The 19,239-nt window shown below is 31.7% G+C and carries 21 protein-coding genes; 16 read left to right on the top strand and 5 right to left on the bottom strand.

All coding sequences use genetic code 11. The features are described from left to right. The first annotated feature begins 49 nt into the window (after positions 1–49). The 4 genes from rplU to ABD939_RS06980 all read left to right on the top strand — a co-directional run bounded on the left by rplU (position 50) and on the right by ABD939_RS06980 (position 5,116). Positions 50–730, top strand: coding sequence for a 50S ribosomal protein L21 (gene rplU / locus ABD939_RS06995; RefSeq protein WP_345166210.1), 681 nt, complete (start codon positions 50–52; stop codon positions 728–730). A gap of 39 nt (positions 731–769) precedes the next feature. Then, positions 770–1,030, top strand: coding sequence for a 50S ribosomal protein L27 (gene rpmA, locus ABD939_RS06990; protein WP_345166207.1), 261 nt, complete (start codon positions 770–772; stop codon positions 1,028–1,030). Between the two features lie 221 nt (positions 1,031–1,251). After that, complete coding sequence (locus ABD939_RS06985) at positions 1,252–4,104, top strand: TonB-dependent receptor (RefSeq protein WP_345166205.1); 2,853 nt, start codon at positions 1,252–1,254, stop codon at positions 4,102–4,104. Positions 4,105–4,111: 7 nt separating this feature from the next. Continuing rightward, complete coding sequence (locus ABD939_RS06980; RefSeq protein WP_345166203.1) at positions 4,112–5,116, top strand: phytase; 1,005 nt, start codon at positions 4,112–4,114, stop codon at positions 5,114–5,116. A 7-nt stretch (positions 5,117–5,123) separates the two neighbouring features. On the opposite strand, the gene ABD939_RS06975 is transcribed toward ABD939_RS06980, so the two are convergent. Further along, positions 5,124–5,594 (bottom strand): DUF1569 domain-containing protein, encoded by a 471-nt coding sequence (locus ABD939_RS06975; RefSeq protein ID WP_345166200.1) that lies wholly within the window; start codon positions 5,592–5,594, stop codon positions 5,124–5,126. Positions 5,595–5,688: 94 nt separating this feature from the next. Between ABD939_RS06975 and ABD939_RS06970 the strand changes: the two genes are divergently transcribed. Then, positions 5,689–5,958 (top strand): hypothetical protein, encoded by a 270-nt coding sequence (locus ABD939_RS06970; RefSeq protein ID WP_345166198.1) that lies wholly within the window; start codon positions 5,689–5,691, stop codon positions 5,956–5,958. 414 nt (positions 5,959–6,372) lie between these two features. On the opposite strand, the gene ahcY is transcribed toward ABD939_RS06970, so the two are convergent. After that, positions 6,373–7,689: an adenosylhomocysteinase gene (gene ahcY / locus ABD939_RS06965; RefSeq protein ID WP_345166196.1), complete on the bottom strand. Its 1,317-nt coding sequence runs from the start codon at positions 7,687–7,689 to the stop codon at positions 6,373–6,375. 131 nt (positions 7,690–7,820) lie between these two features. On the opposite strand from ahcY, the gene ABD939_RS06960 reads away from it, so the two are divergent. From ABD939_RS06960 to ABD939_RS06925, 8 genes are all read left to right on the top strand, one after another. Next, positions 7,821–8,447, top strand: a complete 627-nt coding sequence (locus ABD939_RS06960; protein ID WP_345166194.1) for a 4'-phosphopantetheinyl transferase family protein — start codon at positions 7,821–7,823, stop codon at positions 8,445–8,447. Then, complete coding sequence (locus ABD939_RS06955; RefSeq protein ID WP_345166192.1) at positions 8,448–9,173, top strand: phosphoglycerol geranylgeranyltransferase; 726 nt, start codon at positions 8,448–8,450, stop codon at positions 9,171–9,173. A gap of 4 nt (positions 9,174–9,177) precedes the next feature. After that, positions 9,178–9,438 (top strand): thiamine-binding protein, encoded by a 261-nt coding sequence (locus ABD939_RS06950; protein ID WP_345166190.1) that lies wholly within the window; start codon positions 9,178–9,180, stop codon positions 9,436–9,438. Continuing rightward, positions 9,422–10,054, top strand: a complete 633-nt coding sequence (gene pnuC, locus ABD939_RS06945) for a nicotinamide riboside transporter PnuC (protein ID WP_345166188.1) — start codon at positions 9,422–9,424, stop codon at positions 10,052–10,054. Before ABD939_RS06950 ends, pnuC begins: the two co-directional genes overlap by 17 nt. Beyond that, positions 10,015–10,584: an AAA family ATPase gene (locus tag ABD939_RS06940; RefSeq protein ID WP_345166185.1), complete on the top strand. Its 570-nt coding sequence runs from the start codon at positions 10,015–10,017 to the stop codon at positions 10,582–10,584. Before pnuC ends, ABD939_RS06940 begins: the two co-directional genes overlap by 40 nt. Next, positions 10,584–12,131 (top strand): DUF4301 family protein, encoded by a 1,548-nt coding sequence (locus ABD939_RS06935; RefSeq protein WP_345166182.1) that lies wholly within the window; start codon positions 10,584–10,586, stop codon positions 12,129–12,131. The genes ABD939_RS06940 and ABD939_RS06935 overlap by 1 nt, the downstream gene beginning before the upstream one ends. After that, the gene (arfB, locus tag ABD939_RS06930) at positions 12,131–12,538 is read left to right on the top strand and encodes an alternative ribosome rescue aminoacyl-tRNA hydrolase ArfB (RefSeq protein WP_345166180.1); all 408 of its coding nucleotides are present in this window, start codon (positions 12,131–12,133) and stop codon (positions 12,536–12,538) included. Before ABD939_RS06935 ends, arfB begins: the two co-directional genes overlap by 1 nt. A gap of 335 nt (positions 12,539–12,873) precedes the next feature. Continuing rightward, positions 12,874–15,120, top strand: a complete 2,247-nt coding sequence (locus tag ABD939_RS06925) for a TonB-dependent receptor (protein ID WP_345166178.1) — start codon at positions 12,874–12,876, stop codon at positions 15,118–15,120. Positions 15,121–15,168: 48 nt separating this feature from the next. Here the strand turns inward: ABD939_RS06925 and ABD939_RS06920 are convergent, their stop codons facing one another. Next, the gene (locus ABD939_RS06920; protein WP_345166176.1) at positions 15,169–15,597 is read right to left on the bottom strand and encodes a Rieske (2Fe-2S) protein; all 429 of its coding nucleotides are present in this window, start codon (positions 15,595–15,597) and stop codon (positions 15,169–15,171) included. A gap of 223 nt (positions 15,598–15,820) precedes the next feature. On the opposite strand from ABD939_RS06920, the gene greA reads away from it, so the two are divergent. Both greA and ABD939_RS06910 read left to right on the top strand, forming a co-directional pair. Next, positions 15,821–16,294 (top strand): transcription elongation factor GreA, encoded by a 474-nt coding sequence (gene greA / locus ABD939_RS06915; RefSeq protein ID WP_345166174.1) that lies wholly within the window; start codon positions 15,821–15,823, stop codon positions 16,292–16,294. Between the two features lie 48 nt (positions 16,295–16,342). Next, on the top strand, positions 16,343–16,732 hold the full coding sequence (locus tag ABD939_RS06910) for an HIT family protein (RefSeq protein ID WP_345166172.1): 390 nt from the start codon (positions 16,343–16,345) through the stop codon (positions 16,730–16,732). Here the strand turns inward: ABD939_RS06910 and ABD939_RS06905 are convergent. Next, positions 16,727–17,077: a hypothetical protein gene (locus ABD939_RS06905; protein WP_345166170.1), complete on the bottom strand. Its 351-nt coding sequence runs from the start codon at positions 17,075–17,077 to the stop codon at positions 16,727–16,729. The two genes, ABD939_RS06910 and ABD939_RS06905, sit on opposite strands and share 6 nt — an antisense overlap. Next, complete coding sequence (locus ABD939_RS06900; protein WP_345166168.1) at positions 17,070–18,227, bottom strand: sensor histidine kinase; 1,158 nt, start codon at positions 18,225–18,227, stop codon at positions 17,070–17,072. Before ABD939_RS06900 ends, ABD939_RS06905 begins: the two co-directional genes overlap by 8 nt. 122 nt (positions 18,228–18,349) lie before the next feature. Here ABD939_RS06900 and ABD939_RS06895 point away from each other — a divergent pair, with 122 nt between their 5' ends. Continuing rightward, positions 18,350–19,219 carry a flavin reductase family protein gene (locus ABD939_RS06895; protein ID WP_345166165.1) on the top strand — a complete coding sequence of 290 codons (870 nt, stop codon included), beginning with the start codon at positions 18,350–18,352 and terminating at the stop codon, positions 19,217–19,219. The last annotated feature ends 20 nt before the right edge of the window (positions 19,220–19,239 follow it).

Genomic DNA, 19,239 nt, shown 5'->3' with positions numbered 1-19,239 from the left:
ATATTTGCACTCATTTTTTTAACAGATTAATTAATAAAAACGTTACGCTATGTACGCAATTGTAGAGATAGCAGGGCATCAATTCAAAGTTGAAAAAGACCAAAGAGTTTTTGTTAACCGTTTACAAACTGAAGAAGGTAAGAAAGTTTCTTTCGATAATGTTCTTTTAGTTGGAGATGGTGACAAAGTAACTGTAGGCGCCCCGGCTATAGACGGAGCTCAAGTAGGAGCAAAAGTCTTAAAGCACCTTAAAGGTGATAAAGTGATAGTTTTCAAAAAGAAAAGACGTAAAGGTTACCGTGTAAAAAACGGGCACAGACAATCTTTAACAGAAATCGTAATTGAGAGCATTGCTGCTTCTGGAGCTAAAAAAGCAGCTCCGAAGAAAGAAACTAAAAAAGCTGAACCAAAAGCAGAAGCAAAAGTAACTGCGCCTAAAGTAGAAGCGGCACCAAAAAAGGCTGCTCCTAAAAAAGCAACAGGAAAAGCTGACGATTTAAAGAAAATTGAAGGTATTGGTCCAAAAATAGCATCAACTTTAGTTGAAGCAGGAATTGCAACATTTGCTGATTTAGCAAAAGCAAAACCAGCTAAAATTTCAGAAATCATTGCAGGTGTTCGTGGAAACCACGTAACAGATACATGGCCAGCACAAGCTAAATTAGCTGCTGATGGCAAATGGGATGAGCTTAAAAAATGGCAAGACGAATTAGATGGTGGTAAAGCTTAATAGCTAACACTAAGTTTAACAATATAAAAACTTAAGACAATGGCACATAAAAAAGGAGTCGGAAGTTCGAAAAACGGTAGAGAATCAGAATCGAAACGCTTAGGTGTTAAGATTTTTGGTGGTCAAGCAGCTTTAGCTGGAAACATTATCGTTAGACAAAGAGGAAATACACATCACCCTGGTGAAAATGTTTATTCTTCAAAAGATCACACATTACACGCTTATGTTGATGGTGTAGTAAAATTTACTAAGAAAAAGGATAACAAATCTTATGTTTCTGTTGTACCTTTTGAGGTTTAATAAAAACATTTCTTAAAATAATAAGGCCCTTTCTGTTTTTTCAGAAAGGGCTTTTTTTTTATTTCATATTTTAAAATCAATATTTAGCAAAGTTTTATTTAATGTTAAGTAATTATCAATTAGGGGTATTTTTTATGTATTAATAACGGTAATTTAAAAACCCCTTAAAAGACTTCTTTAATCATTTTTGTTATTTCGAATAAATTAATTAACCAACAAAAATGATGAAAAAAAATTACGTTTTAACAACACTATTTACTTTACTTTTCTCTTTTATAGCACTATCTCAAGAAGGAAACATTCAAGGCGTTATAATTGATGATAATGGATTAAAAGTGCCTTTCAGTAATATTTTAATTGAATCTTTAAATAAAGGAACTATTTCTGATGAAGATGGAAACTTTTTAATTGTTGATGTTCCTGTTGGAACACAAACAATAAAGGTAAATTACTTGGGTTATGCAACAACTACAAAGGATGTGGTAGTAGAGCCAGATAAAACAGTATCTGTAACTATTATTATAATGCCAGAAGCGTTAGAGCTTGATGGTGTAGTTATTAATGGTTATAATAGCGGGCAAGCAAAAGCCTTAAATACTCAAAAAAACAAACAGAATATTACAAATGTAGTATCTACAGATCAAATAGGTAAATTTCCAGATGCAAATATTGGAGACGCTGTTAAACGTATTCCAGGTATAACTATGCAGGTAGATCAAGGTGAAGCACGAAATATCATCGTTCGTGGTTTAGCACCACAGTTAAACTCGGTAACGTTAAATGGAAGTCGTATACCGTCTGCAGAAGGTGATAATAGAAATGTACAGATGGATTTAATCCCCGCGGATATGATTCAGCTTATTGAAGTTAACAAAGCTGTAACACCAGATATGGATGCCGATGCTTTAGGTGGCTCTGTAAATTTGGTAACTAGAACATCTCCAGAAGGATTTAGAATATCTACAACACTGGGGTCTGGTGTAAATTTCATTACAAACAAACGTATTGTTAACGGTTCATTTTTAATGGGAGATAGAACTAAAAACGGTAAATTTGGATGGATGGTTGCTGCATCATTTAACGATACAGATTTTGGTTCAGATAATGTGGAAGCAGAATGGGTAAATGAAGCTGAAAGTCCGATTACGGGAGATGATATTGATGTTAACCCGTTTGTTGAAGAATCGGATATTAGAACATATTTAGTACAACGTATTAGAAGAAGTTTTTCAGCAAATCTTGATTATACTTTTAATGCTAATAATAAATTATTCTTAAAAACAATGTATAACTGGAGAGACGATCGCGAAAACCGTTTCAGACTACGTTATCGTTCTATAGAACCTATTTTTGAAGATGGTACCGAGGATATTATTGGCTATCAAGGTGAAATAAGAAGACAAACTAAAGGCGGTATTGATAATAATAGAAATCAAAACACACGTTTGGAAGACCAACGCATGCAAAACTATAGTTTGGGTGGCGAGCACTTATTTGGGAATATGGAGTTTGATTGGTTAGCATCTTTTGCAAGCGCATCAGAAGAACGTTTAAATGAACGCTACATTGAATATGAATTGGAAGAAACTGCTGGGGGAGATCCAATTCCATTCACTACCGATTTTGCAAATCAAAGATTTCCATTAATTATTCCAGCAAACTCAAGCGATGTCCTTTTAAGTCGATATACATTAAATGGAATTACTGAGGAAAACCAGTTTACTGAAGAAAAAGACTATAACTTTTTTGCTAATTTTAAAATGCCTTTAAGTTTAGTAAACGATAGAGAGGGTTTTGTTAAGTTTGGTGGACGTTTAAGGTTTAAAGAGAAGGATAGAGATAATGATTTTTTTGAGTTTGAACCTACAAATAGTTTTTTTGATAGCATGATTAACTTACCGTTAGTTGATAAAACAGATAATGATTATTTAGCGGGTAGTAAATATATTGCTGGGGCATATGTAGATCCTGAATATTTAGGTACGTTAGATTTATTTAATGAAGCTTCTTTTGAAAATGAACTGTTAGTTGAAGAATTTTTACCTGGAAATTATCTTGTAAAAGAAGATGTTTACGCAGGTTATGCAATGATAAATCAACAATTATCAGATAAGTTATCTCTACTTGCCGGTGTGCGTGTTGAAAATACAGAAATAGAAACTACTGGTAATCTTGTTGTTTTTGATGACGACGGCGATTTTGATGAGGCTGCTTCAGGCGAAATCAATGAAGATAACTCTTATGTGAATATTTTACCAGGTGTTCATTTTAAATATAATTTTAATCCAAATACGGTGTTACGTTTCGCATGGACAAACACGCTAGCAAGACCAAACTATATAGATTTAGTTCCATTTAGAAACGTAGCAAATGAGGATGAAGAAGTTAGTTTTGGTAACCCAGAATTAAGTGCAACAAAATCAATGGGTTTCGATTTAATGGCAGAGCATTATTTTAAAAGTGTTGGTATTATTTCAGGAGGTGTATTTCATAAAAGGATTGAAGATTTTATTTATACATTCCAATTTCAAGATGCGGCAACAGGTTTTGATGCTTTTCAACCCCAAAATGGTGATAACGCCAGTGTAACAGGTGCTGAGTTTTCATTTCAACGTCAATTAGATTTCCTTCCAGGTTTTGCTAAAAACTTCAGCATATTTTTAAACTATACGTATTTAACATCTAGTGCAGATGGTATTAGAAATGAAGATGGAGACGAACGCACAGATTTAGATTTACCAGGAACGGCACCAAATATGTTCAACGGATCTTTGGCCTATGGAGGCAAAAAATTAAATTTACGTTTATCAGCTAATTTGTCAAATGCTTACATTGATGAAATTGGTGGAAATGCTTTTGAAGACAGATATTATGATGAGCAATTTTTCTTAGACTTCAATGCGTCTTTTGCAATAAGTGATGTAGTTCGTGTTTATTTTGATTTGAATAATATTACAGACCAACCTTTACGTTATTTTCAGGGTGTAAAAGCTAGAACCCAGCAAGTAGAGTTTTACGGAAGACGTATTACTTTTGGTTTAAAATACGATTTATTTAAAAGGACAAAGCAATAATATTTAAATGAAAAATTCGCTAATTTTTGTAATTCTTCTGGTGATATCTTGCAATAAGAAATTGCCCGAGATTTCGCCAGATGTAATTACAGAAAGTACGTTACATGATACCGATGATCCAGCGATTTGGGTTAATCCAAAAGATGCTTCAAAAAGTATTATTTTCGGTACAGATAAAAATACAGAAGGAGCAATTTATGCTTTCGATTTAGATGGGAAAATAATTCAGGAAAAGACTATTAAAGGTTTTAAACGTCCTAATAATATCGATTTGGAATACGGTTTTAAACTCAACGATTCTAGTAAAACGGATGTTATTGTTTTTACAGAACGAGAACGTCAAAAAATCAGGTTATTTTCTGTTCCAGATATGAAACCATTAGACAATGGAGGGTTTCCAGTTTTTTCTGATGCTACGGAGTTAGATGCAAATTTGCCAATGGGTGTTGCTATATATAAATCGCCAAAAGATAATAATTTATATGCTATTGTTGGAAGAAAAACAGGTCCAGAAAATAACTACTTATACCAGTATTTGATTAAATCAGATAGTTTAGGGATACATTCTAAATTGGTTAGAAAGTTTGGGAAGTTTAGCGGTAAAAAAGAAATTGAAGCTATTGCTGTTGATGACGAAGCTGGTATTATATATTATTCTGATGAGATGCATTGCATTCGTAAATATCATGCAGAACCCTCGGATGGCGATAAAGAAATTCTCTGTTTTGGAGGTCAATATTTTAAACGAGATATTGAGGGAATAGCTATTGCTAAATATGATGATAAATCGTTTTTAATTGTTTCAAATCAACAAGCAGGCACTTTTAATATTTTTAATTTAGAAACTAATACTTTTATAAAAGAGCTTAATTTAGGCACTTTAGGAACAGATGGTTGCGAAGTTACTACTAAAGCTTTAGGCAATAAATACCCTAATGGTTTATTCGTTTCAATGAATGAAGAAAAGAATTTCTTTTTTCATGATTTGGCTAAATTGAAGCTTCTAGAATAGAAAGTATTTACTTCAAAATATCATCAACAATTTTTAAGTGATGTTTGGTGTGAATTTCAAGGAAACGAAGCGTTTGCTTTTTTGAAAGCATTCCAAAAACATGATGCCTAAAATGAGATTTTTCTGGAAGCGATTTTGTTTTTTCAACATTAATTTTAGCCTCTTGTAATTGACTTGTTAATTCCTCCTCTAAAATAACATCTGGTGGGATAACTATTTTAGGTGCTTTTGCTCTCCCTCTTGGGATATAACATAATGGGAATAAAATACTTCGCATCATATTAAAGTCTCTTGTATACTTTTCAGGTTTTGTTTTTAACATAATGTTACAAACACCATTTATAACTTTTAAAGAATGGTCTAATTGCCAACCAATATCAGCTTTTGAAATCGCATTGTTTTTAATATCTTTTTTAGGTATATGCGACTCTATTTTAGATATTAATCTATTTAAAATGTCTATTCGCCTTTTACTCATTTTAAAAATTTACTTAAAAGGTATTAATAAAATGCTTAACTTTAAGCTATTGCGTTAATAATTTTATGTTATATAACTTCAAAACTATTTAATTATGTTGCCATTTAGATCTGAAATTAGAAACTCCCCAACGCAACCTACCATTAAGATTTTTTTAAGTGACGAATCTTTAGACACTCGAATAAAAAAGCATTTAGAGCATTTTAAAGAAATAGAAGATATCGAGATTTGTGACGGTATAGCTAGAAATAGAGCTTGTGAAAGTATTACTGTTTTTTTAAAAGACGATGCAGATATAAATAAGATGAAACAGTCTATTGATTCTAGTCTGTGGTGGTACTTTGAGGAGGACTTGGTGGATTAGTATTAACCTAACTTATGGAGGTTCAAATATTTCATCTATTAAGAAAATAATTAAACAAATTACTAAAACGTAACTTGTTTCATTTGAAGAAAGTTGATTTACTAAATCATTAGAGTGATAGTAAATAATAGCAGCTCTAACACTGCACTTTTTTAGCCATTTAAATCTTTTAATCTTTCATAATTGGTCGCACCATTTTAAAGTTATAAACAAATATACAAAATTATTTATATTTATTCTAAATAACATTAAGTATTTAGTAATCTACATTATTTAGCTTTGGATAAAAGATATATAGAGATTACTAACTTTTTTTAAAACAAAAAAAATCCCAAACATTTCTGCTCGGGATTTTGTGTTTTATATTCCATTAAAGAGATTGCCACTTCGCAAACTCCACGCAATGACGTTTTTTTAGTACCTGTAATGCTCAGGCTTGTAAGGCCCTTCAACCGTTACGCCAATATATTTAGCTTGATCTTCTTTAAGCTCTGTAAGCTCCACACCAATTTTTTCAAGGTGTAGTTTTGCTACTTTTTCATCTAAATGTTTTGGTAGCATATATACATCATTTTTATAAGCATCAGCATTATTCCAAAGCTCGATTTGTGCTAGAGTTTGATTAGTAAACGAGTTACTCATTACAAAACTAGGATGGCCTGTTGCACAGCCTAGGTTTACCAAACGCCCTTCGGCAAGTATGATGATGTCTTTACCATCAACAGTATACTTATCAACTTGTGGTTTGATGGTGTTTTTGGTATGCCCATAGTTATCATTTAACCATGCCATTTGAATTTCGTTATCAAAATGCCCAATATTACAAACTATGGTTTTGTCTTTCATAGCTTGGAAATGTTCTGCACGAACAATATCTTTATTTCCAGTTGTTGTAATAACGATATCTGAATTGCTAACAACAGTTTCAAGTTTTTTAACTTCAAAACCATCCATAGCTGCTTGAAGTGCACAAATAGGATCAATTTCAGTAACTGTAACAATACTTCCTGCGCCTTTAAATGATGCAGCAGTACCTTTTCCAACATCGCCATAGCCACAAACAGTTACACGTTTTCCGGCTAGCATAGTATCAGTCGCTCTTCTAATTGCATCTACTGCGCTTTCTTTACATCCGTATTTATTATCGAATTTAGATTTTGTTACAGAATCATTTACGTTTATAGCTGGCATTGGCAATGTTCCGTTTTTAACACGCTCGTATAATCTGTGTACACCTGTTGTAGTTTCTTCAGAAAGCCCTTTAATTCCAGCTGCTAATTCTGGGTATTGGTCTAAAACCATATTGGTTAAATCGCCACCATCATCCAAAATCATATTTAATGGTTTTCTATCTTCTCCAAAGAATAAAGTTTGCTCTATACACCAATCAAATTCTTCTTCAGTCATATCTTTCCAAGCATAAACTGATGTTCCGGCAGCAGCAATAGCAGCGGCAGCTTGGTCTTGTGTTGAGAATATGTTACATGAACTCCAAGTTACTTCTGCGCCTAAAGCTTGTAAAGTTTCTATTAAAACCGCAGTTTGAATCGTCATATGTAAACATCCAGCTATACGTGCTCCTTTTAAAGGTTGCTCGTTTTTGTATTCTTCACGAAGACTCATTAAACCTGGCATTTCAGCTTCGGCTAACTCTATTTCTTTTCGTCCCCAATCAGCAAGGGAGATGTCTTTTACTTTGCTAGCTACGTAAGGAATCGTTTTTGTACTCATAGTAATTTTTCTTTTTGTTTTAAAAACCTAAACTTGATTGGGATTAGTGCTTAATTTGGTTAAATTCGCTTACCAAAATGTTTAATCCGCTTAGGCGATGCAAAGATAACTATTAACTTTTAGAATATTAAATGCCTTTATATAAAACCATAACTCCAAATTCACAAACTACTGTTAAAATTTGGAAGATTACCGAATCTTACCAAGATTTAATGGCTAAAGTTAATTTGAAACCGGTTGCTTTAGAGCGAGTTTTGGGAATGAAAAGTGAATTACATCAACGTGGATTTTTAAGCGTGCGTCATTTACTTCAAGAGTTTGGATATACAGATTCTGATTTATTTTATGATGAAAATGGGAAGCCCCATTTGAAAGATGGCAAACATATATCGATTACCCATTCATTTAATTTTTCAGCAGTTATAGTTAGCGATTTAATAGTTGGAATTGACATAGAAAAACAGCGCGATAAAATTGCTGTTATAGCAAACAAGTTTATCGACTATGAGTTTGATTATTTAAATAAAATGGAGGGTGATTATGTTAAAAAGTTAACTGTTATTTGGTGTGTAAAAGAATCCTTATACAAGCTTTTTGCTACACCAGGACTGAGCTTTAAGCAACACTGTTTAGTTATTCCATTTACTTTATTAGATGCTGAAACTGTGGCTTGGATAGATTATGAAGACAAAAAACACCGCTACAACATACATTTTTTTGAGTTTGAAGGTTTTACTTGTGCATATGCCCTAGTTTAAATGAATACAATTTATAAAAACATACAAGGCAATAGTAAAGCAGGCAAAAAATTATTAGCCATATTAATTGATCCTGATAAGTTTTTAATTGAAAACACATTTAAATTCATTAAAAAAGTAAACCAATCTATTGCGACTCATATATTTGTTGGTGGAAGTACCGTTGATGAAGGTGTAACAGATGTTCTAGTTTCAGAACTTAAAAAACACACTAACTTACCTATTGTTTTATTCCCTGGAGACATTACACAAATTACTAATAAGGCAGATGCTTTGTTGTTTTTGTCCTTGCTTTCGGGTAGAAATCCAGAGTATTTAATTGGTAAACACGTAAAGGCTATTTCTAAATTAAAAGCCTCACCTTTGGAAGTAATACCAACTGGGTATATTTTAATTGAAAGCGGTAAAATAACAGCAGTAGAAGAGGTTACAAACACTAAACCTATATTGAGAAAAGATATTGAAAATATAGTAGATACAGCAAAAGCAGGACAGTTTTTAGGTATGAAGCTAATATATTTGGAAGCCGGAAGTGGTGCAATAAAACCATTAACCTCTGCCATTATTGAAAACGTAAAAAGTGAATTGCAAATTCCGTTAATTGTTGGGGGCGGAATAAAATCTAAATTACAAATTGAAAACGCGTATAATTCAGGAGCAGATATGGTAGTTATTGGTACAGCTTTTGAGAATGACGAATCGTTTTTTGACGAATTAAAAAAATAAATTAATGAAAATATCAGTTGAGTTAACACTTACACCTTTACATGACGATTTCGAACCAGCCATTATTCATTTTATAAAAAAGTTAAGAGCGTCTAAGTTAAAAGTGCTTGAAAATCCTTTAAGCACACAAGTTTATGGCGATTACAATGAGGTTATGCAAGTACTAACTTCTGAGATAAAAGAAGCTTTTGAGCTTATAGAACGCGGTTTGCTCTATATGAAAATAGTAAAATCAGATAGACACGATTATGAACCCCATTTTTGAGTTTTTCTTTGGCCAATATTCCGAGTACGAAACCATTGATATTGTTTTAGAAGCTGTTGCAATTGTTTTTGGTTTTCTATCCGTTTGGTTTTCAAAACAGAACAACGTTTTGGTCTTTCCAACAGGTATGATTAGTACCGTTATTTTTGTGTATTTGTTATTAAAATGGGAGCTTTTAGGAGATATGATGATTAACGCTTATTATTTTATAATGAGTGTTTATGGATGGTACATTTGGACGAAAAAAGTTGACATTTCGAGGGTTACACCAATTTCCAGAACAACTTTCAACGAAAAAAAGATAAGTATAGCCATATTTTTAGCAACACTCTTATTTGTTTACTTAGTTTACATCAGTTTTGATAAATGGACGAGTTGGGTGGCTTATGTAGATACTATTACCACGGCAATATTTTTTGTTGGTATGTGGCTTATGGCAAGACGTAAACTCGAAAATTGGATTTTTTGGATTATTGGAGACATTATTTCTGTGCCTTTATATTTTTATAAAGGATTCACATTAACAAGTTTTCAATATTTACTATTTACAGGCATTGCCATTTTTGGCTATATCGCATGGAAGAAAAGTATAAACAACAACCAGCAAACTGCATAAAAGTAGTTCTATTTGGTCCTGAATCTACTGGAAAAACTACCTTGTCTAGACAATTAGCTAGGTATTATAATTCAGTTTGGGTGCCAGAATATGCGCGAGAATATCTTCAAAATAAATGGAATAATGAGCGTAAAACCTGTGAGCCAGAAGATTTATTACCCATCGCTGAAGGGCAAATGAAGCTTGAAAATGAATTGGCATTAAAAACAGATTCTGTACTTATTTGTGATACAGATTTGCTCGAAACCAAAGTGTATTCCGAAGCTTATTATGTAGGTAGTTGCGATCCTATTTTGGAAAAGCATGCTTTAGAAAATTCATATGATTTATATTTTCTAACCTACATAGATACGCCTTGGGAAGCTGACGATTTAAGAGACAAACCAGAGGAGAGAGAAGCTATGTTTAAAGCTTTTGAAAATGAATTAATAAAATACAAAAGACCATACGTACTGTTAAGAGGAAATAAAAAAGAACGCCTTAAAACAGCCGTTAATCAAATTAATAAACTATTAAACCCCAAAGCATAATGTTTACAGAAAAAGATATTGCACAAATAAAAAGTAAGGGTATAACCCTCAATCAAGTTGAAGCGCAAGTAAACCGAATTAAAAACGGGATGTCGTATTCTAATTTAGTGTCGGCTGCTACAATTGGAAAAGGCATAGCGAGTTATGATGAAAAAGAAGTTAAAGATTATATAGCACTTTATGAGTCAAAACAAAACAATGTAGATATTGTAAAGTTTGTTCCAGCTTCTGGTGCGGCATCAAGAATGTTCAAGTTTTTATTCCAGTTTTTGAATAACTATAATCCAAACGAAAGTATAAATGACTATGCTGAAAAATCAGGAAATAGTTTAATAAAAACTTTTGTTTCTGGCTTAAAAGAATTCCCATTTTATGAAGAGGTACTAGAAAAAGCAAAAGTTATAAACCCCAATTTTGATAGTTTTAGTGAAGATGAAGTTGTTTTAGAATTTGTTAAAACTATGCTTACAGAAGAAGGTTTAAACTATAGCTTTTTTCCAAAAGGATTATTACCATTTCATAAATATAAAGATGGCGCTATAACGGCATTTCAAGAACATTTAATGGAGTCAACACTTTATGCATCTTCAAATAAAAAAGCAAATCTTCATTTTACAGTTTCAGAGAAACATCATAAATATTTTAATTCTAAACTAGAGGCTGTTAAAGAAGGTTTAGAGGAAAAAACGAAAACAAGTTTTAATGTATCTTTTTCATATCAAAAAGAAGAAACAGAAACCTTAGCGCTTACTACAGAAAATGAAATTTATAGAAATGAAGATGGTTCAATATTATTCAGACCAGCTGGACATGGTGCGCTTTTAGAAAATTTAAACGATTTAAATAACGATATTGTTTTCATAAAAAACATCGATAATATTGTAGTTTTTGATAGAAATAAAAAAGTATCGGATTATAAAAAACTAGTAGCTGGTGTACTTTTAGAAGTGCAAGAACAGGCATTTTCGTTTTTACACCAATTAGATGATGTTTCGGTTTCTGAAGCTAACATGTTAACCATGGCTGCGTTTTTATCTAAAAAGATGAATGTATCTATTCATGATGAGTTTGATGATTTTTCGCTAGAGAAAAAGAAATCGTATTTAAAAGATAAATTAAACAGACCTATTCGTGCTTGCGGAATGGTTAAAAATCAAGGTGAACCCGGTGGTGGACCTTTTTGGGTAAAAGATGATAATGGAGATATTTCATTACAAATTGTTGAGTTTGCTCAAATAGATATTGATAACAATAAGCAGGCTGATATTGTTAAAAATGCTACGCATTTTAATCCAACAGATTTAGTTTGTGGTATAAAAAATTATAAAGGCGAGAAGTTTGATTTAATGAATTATGTAGATCCTGAAGCGGCTTTTATTACTATGAAAACACAAAATGGAACAGATATTCAAGCCCTAGAACTTCCTGGATTATGGAATGGTAGTATGGCATTTTGGAATTCTATTTTTGTTGAAATACCTGTTGAAACCTTTAACCCTGTTAAAACAGTAAACGATTTACTTAAACCCGTTCATCAAGTCTCGTAATGTATGATAAAAGTGCCTTATTAGGAGAATTGAATTTTAAAGCTATTCGGAGTTCGGGCAGTGGTGGCCAGCATGTAAATAAGGTGTCTTCAAAAATTGAGTTAAATTTTGATTTAGCAAATTCTTTGGTGTTTTCGGAACTTCAAAAAGAACGTCTTTTAATAAAACTTCAAAATAGATTATCAAAAGAAGGGGTGCTTATTTTACAGTGTGGTGAAAGTAGAAGTCAGCACAAAAACAAAGACATTATTATTAAACGTTTTTTTAGTTTAATTAATGCGGCTTTGGTTATTCCAAAAAAACGTATTAAAACTAAAATTCCAAAATCAGTAGTTAAGAAACGTTTAAAGAACAAACGTAATTTATCTGAAAAAAAAGCTAATAGAAAAAAACCAGATTTAGATTGAGTTTAAAGATTGATTTAAATTGATTTCTTTTTCAAAATTGTGTTGAGAAATCGTTATTAATTCAAAATTCGTTATTACATTTGCATCGTTCTCAAAAAAGGGGTGCCTATTATCGGCTGAGATCATACCCATTGAACCTAGAACAGGTAATGCTGTTTAGGAAAGCGAACGTTTAGAAAATGTCTAGTAGACATTTTTAGTGAGTGCGATTAGTTCATCTTATTTGATACTAATGACTAAGCTAAATTTTAACTGAATATTTCTAACGTTCAAAATTTAATTATTAACAATAAAGAATAATTACCTCTTTTTATTCGATTATAAACATAATCGTAATGAAAAACATTTTTCTTTTTTTAACACTATTAGTGTTATCAGTCAGTGCAAATGCACAACAAAATCAAGTACAACGGGATTCTACTAAAACAGAAAAACTAGACGAAGTTTTAGTAAAAGCAGTCCGTGTGGATGCAGATTCTCCAATTACACACTCAAATGTAAGTAAGGAAGAATTAGCTAAACGTAATTTAGGACAAGATGTGCCAACATTACTTAATTTTCTTCCATCAATAGTAACCACAAGTGATGCTGGAGCAGGTATTGGTTATACAGGTATTCGTATTAGAGGTATTAGTGGAGGATCTACAAATGTTACCATAAACGGGATTCCTTATAATGATGCTGAAAGCTTAGGGACATTTTGGGTTAACTTACAAGACTTTTCATCATCTATAGAAAATTTACAAGTTCAAAGAGGTGTAGGAACATCAACTAATGGAGCAGGTGCTTTTGGAGCTAGTGTAAATATTCTTACTGATGCGGCTTCAGAACAAAGCTCTGGTGAAACATCGCATTCTTTTGGTAGTTTTAATACGCGCAGGCATAATGTTAAGTTTAGTACGGGGTTATTAAACGATCATTTTGAATTAGCAGGCCGTTTATCTCAAATTAAATCTGATGGTTATCTAGACCGAGCTACTTCAGATTTAAAAAGTTATTTTTTACAAGGTAGTTATATAAATAATGGAACGTTGATTAAAGCAATAGCTTTTGGCGGGCATGAAATTACCTATCAATCTTGGTATGGTTTTAACCCAGTTGATGTTGCAGCGGTAGGAGCAGATCCAAATATTGATAGCAATAGAACTTATAATATTAGCGGTATACAGTTAGATGATGATGGTAATTTTACTGGGTTTTATGAGAACCAAGTTGATAATTACAAACAAGACCACTTCCAACTGCATTGGAACCAAAGATGGAATAATAATTGGTCTACAAATTTGGGTTTAAACTATACTTATGGGCGCGGTTTTTTTGAGGAATATGTAGATAATTATTATTATTCAAACGTTTTTTTTGCGCCTGATGCTAGTTTCGATTTTTTAGGAAAAGAGCCTATTGTTGTAAACGGAGAAACTATCACTTCTCAAGATTATGTTAGAAGGCGCTGGTTAGATAACGATTTTTATGTGTTGAATGCAAGTGTGAATTATAAAAATAATGAGTTTAGCTTAATTTCAGGGTTATCATATAGTTCATACCACGGAGACCATTTTGGCGAACTTATATGGGAGCAATATGCACAAAACAATAATTTTGGCGATCGTTATTATGATGGTGATGGTGATAAATATGATTTTAGCTCGTTTGCTAAAATGACCTACAGACTTAATGATAAATTAAGTCTGTATGGAGACTTACAATACAGAGGCGTGCATTATGATACTAGTGGAATAAATTCTGATTTAGATGTTTTTGAAATAGATAAAAGCTACAATTTTTTCAATCCTAAACTGGGTGTTACTTATAATCTTAATAAAAGCAATAGTTTATATGCTTCTTTTGCAAGAGCTAATAGAGAACCAAGTAGGGGTGATTTTGAAAACAATCCAGATATAAAACCAGAAGAATTAAACGACTTCGAACTAGGTTGGAGATACCAAAACAATAAGGCGAGTATTAATGCAAATATTTATTACATGGCATACAATGAGCAGTTGGTAGCTACTGGCGCTTTAGATAATTCTGGCGCGCAAATAAGAGCAAATACAGGAGAAAGTTATCGTTTAGGTTTGGAAGTAGAAGCTAATGTGGCGTTGAATAATTTTGTTTTACAACCAAACTTTACAATTAGTTCTAATAAGAATAATGAAACGTTTTTTAAAAGAGACGGTATTTTACAAAACTTAGGAAAAACAAATATTGCTTTTTCTCCTGAATTGGTTGTTGGCAATACTTTAACTTATAATTTTGCTTCAAATTTTCAAGTTGCATTATTAAGTAAATTTGTTGGCGAGCAGTTTATGGGAAATATTGATGCCGATTTTTCTAAGTTAGATAGTTATTTTGTAAATGATTTAAATATAGTTTATGAAATTAAAACCAAAGCAATATTTAAATCTATTACGCTAACAGGATTGATAAATAATATTTTTAACGAAAAATACATATCTAACGGTTTCTTCTTTACGTTTGATGATGATTTTTCAAATCCAGGAACAGTAACCACTATTGAAGGTGCTGGATTTTATCCACAAGCCACAACTAATTTTTTAATTGGTGCAACTTTAAAGTTTTAAGTAAAAAGTATAATTTTTTAAAAGCCTCAGTATTTACGCTGGGGCTTTTTAATTAGTTATTAAAAGTGTATTTCCACTTTTCTCAACTCTATAATTTCTTAAAGTACATTCAAGGGCTCCGTTACCTAGTGCTTGCCCAGTAACCAAACTATATTCGTTTTTGTCTTCGCATCCACAAATGGCTGTTAATCCAGAATTAACTAGCACAGAACATGGGCTTTGAGCGTGATTTGGATCCGCAGCATCCCAAGCAAAAAAATCTACTCCAGTACTTGCTATAATAATACCAGCATTACCTACATTTTCTATATAAACCGAATTACCTGCAAACTGTAATTGATTAAATTGAGGTAGGTTTAAATTAACAACTTCATTAATTCCTAAATCTAATAAAAATCTACAATTTGGGTTATTAATTGAGTTATTACTACACGAGATAAAAAGGAAAAATAATATTAAAATAAAAGTTGATTTCATATTTGTAAAAGTTGATTTGCAATTTACAACAAAAAGCAAAGTCAGTTAGATTTTTTTGATATTTACTATGTCTATTTTATTTTTCTATTAACTATGTTAGCTTAAGCACTTTTAGTGTTTAAATAACTAAAAATTTTGTACTTTTGTATTACAATCTCGTGTAAGCGGGATTTTTTTATTCCGAACTATTTCGGAATATTTTTATTAAGTAAACGATGAAGTTATGAGTAAAGTATCATACTATACACCTGAAGGATTAAAAAAGTTAAGAGAAGAACTAAAACAGCTTAAAGATGTTGAGCGTGTAAAGGCTTCTAGAGCCATTGCCGAAGCAAGAGATAAAGGTGATTTAAGTGAAAATGCAGAATATGATGCAGCAAAGGAGGCGCAGGGTATGTTAGAAATGCGCATTGCTAAATTAGAAGATGCCTTAGCGGGTGCTCGTGTTATTGATGAATCTCAGTTAGATAATTCTAAAATATTAGTACTGTCTAAAGTAAAAATAAAGAACCAAACTAATGGAATGGAAATGAACTATACATTAGTGGCTGATGGCGAAGCAGATTTGGCCTCAGGTAAAATTTCAGTGAATTCTCCTATAGGTAAAGGTTTGTTAGGTAAATCTGTAGGCGATGTTGCAGAAATTCAAGTGCCGAATGGTGTCATGAAATTTGATATTATAGAAATTTCAAGATAATTTTCATTTCTACAAAGGTAGAACCCTCTCAAATTAACTCTCAAAATTATGGCAAGTATTTTCACTAAGATAGTAAACGGAGAAATTCCATGTTATAAAGTAGCCGAAACTGAGGAGTTTTTAGCGTTTTTAGATCTTAATCCAAATAGTAAAGGACATACATTATGTATTCCTAAAAAAGAGGTTGATAAGCTTTTCGATTTAGATGAAGATTCATATAATGGTTTAATGCATTTTTCACGAAAAGTGGCTTTAGCTATTAAAAAAGCAATACCGTGTAAACGTGTAGGAGTTTCTGTGATTGGTTTAGAAGTGCCACATGCACATGTACATTTAATCCCGTTGCAAAGTATGGATGATGCACGTTTTATTCAAAAAACAAAACTTACTGTTGAAGAATTTGAAGAAACAGCTAATGCTATTAAAGCTGAATTATAGTTTAGGATAAATTACTGTAATTACAAAAGCTAAAAAAACCAAACCAATTAGTCCAATTATAATCCAAGATGCTTTTTTTAAGTAACGTGATGTCTTTTTTGGAGTGAATGCTCTTTTTTGGTACTCTACCACACGCTCAATGTCGTCTGTCCATTGTACAGGATAAATTATGCTATGACATATATTGCAATTAATTTCTTGCTTAATATCTGCTGTTATAGATTTATAAAATTGGGTTTCTATAAAGCGTTGTTTAAAAGTTAATCTTAAACCCTGGGTATTGAAACATTCAGGGCAATTATTTTTCAAAGTAACTTCTTTTATAGGGATAAATTTATCATGCATTTGTAACACGTTTTAAAGCTATTTGTATAGTGCTCCCTTTATCTTTTTCTGATTCTAAGACTTTAATTTTTCCATTATGAAAATCTTCAATAATACGTTTTGTAAGCGATAACCCCAATCCCCAACCTCGTTTTTTTGTGGTATATCCAGGTTCAAAAATTCTATTGAAATCCTTTTTTGAAATCCCTTTTCCTGTATCAGATACACTAACTTTTACATTGTTTTCTAATTGAGATATTTCAACAATTAATTTACCTCTACCTTTCATAGCATCAATTGCATTTTTAACAAGGTTTTCTATAGTCCAACTATAAAGTTGTTTGTTAAGGTTTACAGGAATCTCTTCTTTGGGAGCTATAATTTCAAAATCAATTAGTTTGGATGATCTTGATTTTAAATAGTCGTAAGAGTGAATAGTTTCTTTAACAATATCAGCAACCTCTAGTGTTGGAAGCGATCCTATTTTACTAAATCGTTCAGTTATGGTTTTTAAACGGTCTACATCTTTTTCAATTTCAAGAATGTAATCTGGATTGATGTTTTCGGTTTTTAAAATCTCTGTCCAGCCAATTAATGATGATAAAGGCGTGCCTATTTGATGTGCCGTTTCTTTAGCCATACCAGACCAAAGTTTATTTTGAGTAGCATTTTTATTACTGCTGTAAAAAAAGAAAATTACCGCCACAAATAAAACGATAATTAGTAGAAGTGCTAAAGGATAATATTTTAATTTGTTCAATAAAGGTGAATTACCATAGTAGATTGTGCTTGCAATACTATCTCCTATTTTTACAGGAATGGGTCTATTCTCCTTTTCAAACTTCGAAATGAGTTTTTGTAAATACTTTGAATCTGAAAGTTTAGTTTCATCAATATTATTAGAGCTATATAATGAACCATCCTCATTAATAACCAACATTGGTGTTGTTTTGTTACTATTTAAAATATGTAGTGTAAGCTCTAAATTAGTTTCAGTACTAGAATTTATAATTTCATTTTGTGCGAAGGACCAATTTTCCATCTTGGTGCGTTCTTCATTTTTAAAATGTTGAAAAAACTCATAAGTTTTCCATAAAATTAAAGACACAATAATGAAAGAAGCGATGACTATAATCCACCTAGCCACATTACTATTTTTGGTTAAAATCATGGTTAAATTAAATAATCAGTAATATAATGCAAAACTGTTAATATTATTGTTTAAGTTGTTAGTAATTCTGTTTTTAGTTGCAGACTAGATTAGTTACATTTGTTGAAATCAAAACAAGTTTAATGCCTTCATTAGATCCAAAAAGCTTATCAACTAGCAAATTACATGGGTATTTATTAAGTGCTATAGCGCCAAGACCTATTGCTTTTGCAAGTACTGTTGATGCTGATGGAAATCCTAATTTATCTCCTTATAGTTTTTTCAATGTTTTTAGTGCAAACCCACCCATTTTAATATTTTCTCCTGCCAGAAGAGTAAGAGATAATACTGTAAAACATACTTTAGAAAATGTAAAAGCAACAAAAGAAGTTGTAATTAATATGGTAAGTTTTAATATGGTGCATCAAATGTCTTTAACTAGTACAGAGTACGAAAAAGGTGTTAATGAATTTGAAAAAGCAGGTTTAACTATGTTACAATCTGATATTGTTAAACCATTTAGAGTTGCAGAAGCGCCAGTGCAATTTGAGTGTAAAGTAAATGATATTATTGAATTAGGTAAAGAAGGTGGTGCTGGAAATTTAGTTATTTGTGAGGTTGTCAAATTTCATATTGATGATGAAGTTTTAAATATTGATGCAACTATAAATCAGCAGAAATTAGATTTAGTATCAAGAGCTGGAGGTAGTTTTTATACTCGTGCTAAAAAAGGTTTCTTTGAAATACCAAAACCAATTGCAACTTTAGGTATTGGTGTTGATAATTTTCCAGATCATGTTAAAAATAGTATGATATTAACTGGGAATGATTTAGGGATGTTGGCTAACGTAGAAGCTTTGCCAAGTAAAGAAAGTGTGAATGCTTTTTTAGAAGAAGTTGGCGAACGTTACCCTAATATTAAAACAGCAACACACAGAGAAAAACATAAATTAGCGCGTAATTACATAAGCTTTGGAGATATAGAAAGTGCTTGGAAAATATTGTTATCATAACAATAAATTATAAATCAGAC

The organism is Algibacter aquimarinus, assembly GCF_039543265.1.
Classification (GTDB): Bacteria; Bacteroidota; Bacteroidia; order Flavobacteriales; family Flavobacteriaceae; genus Algibacter_B; species Algibacter_B aquimarinus.
This window is presented reverse-complemented; position numbering and strand designations above follow the sequence as displayed.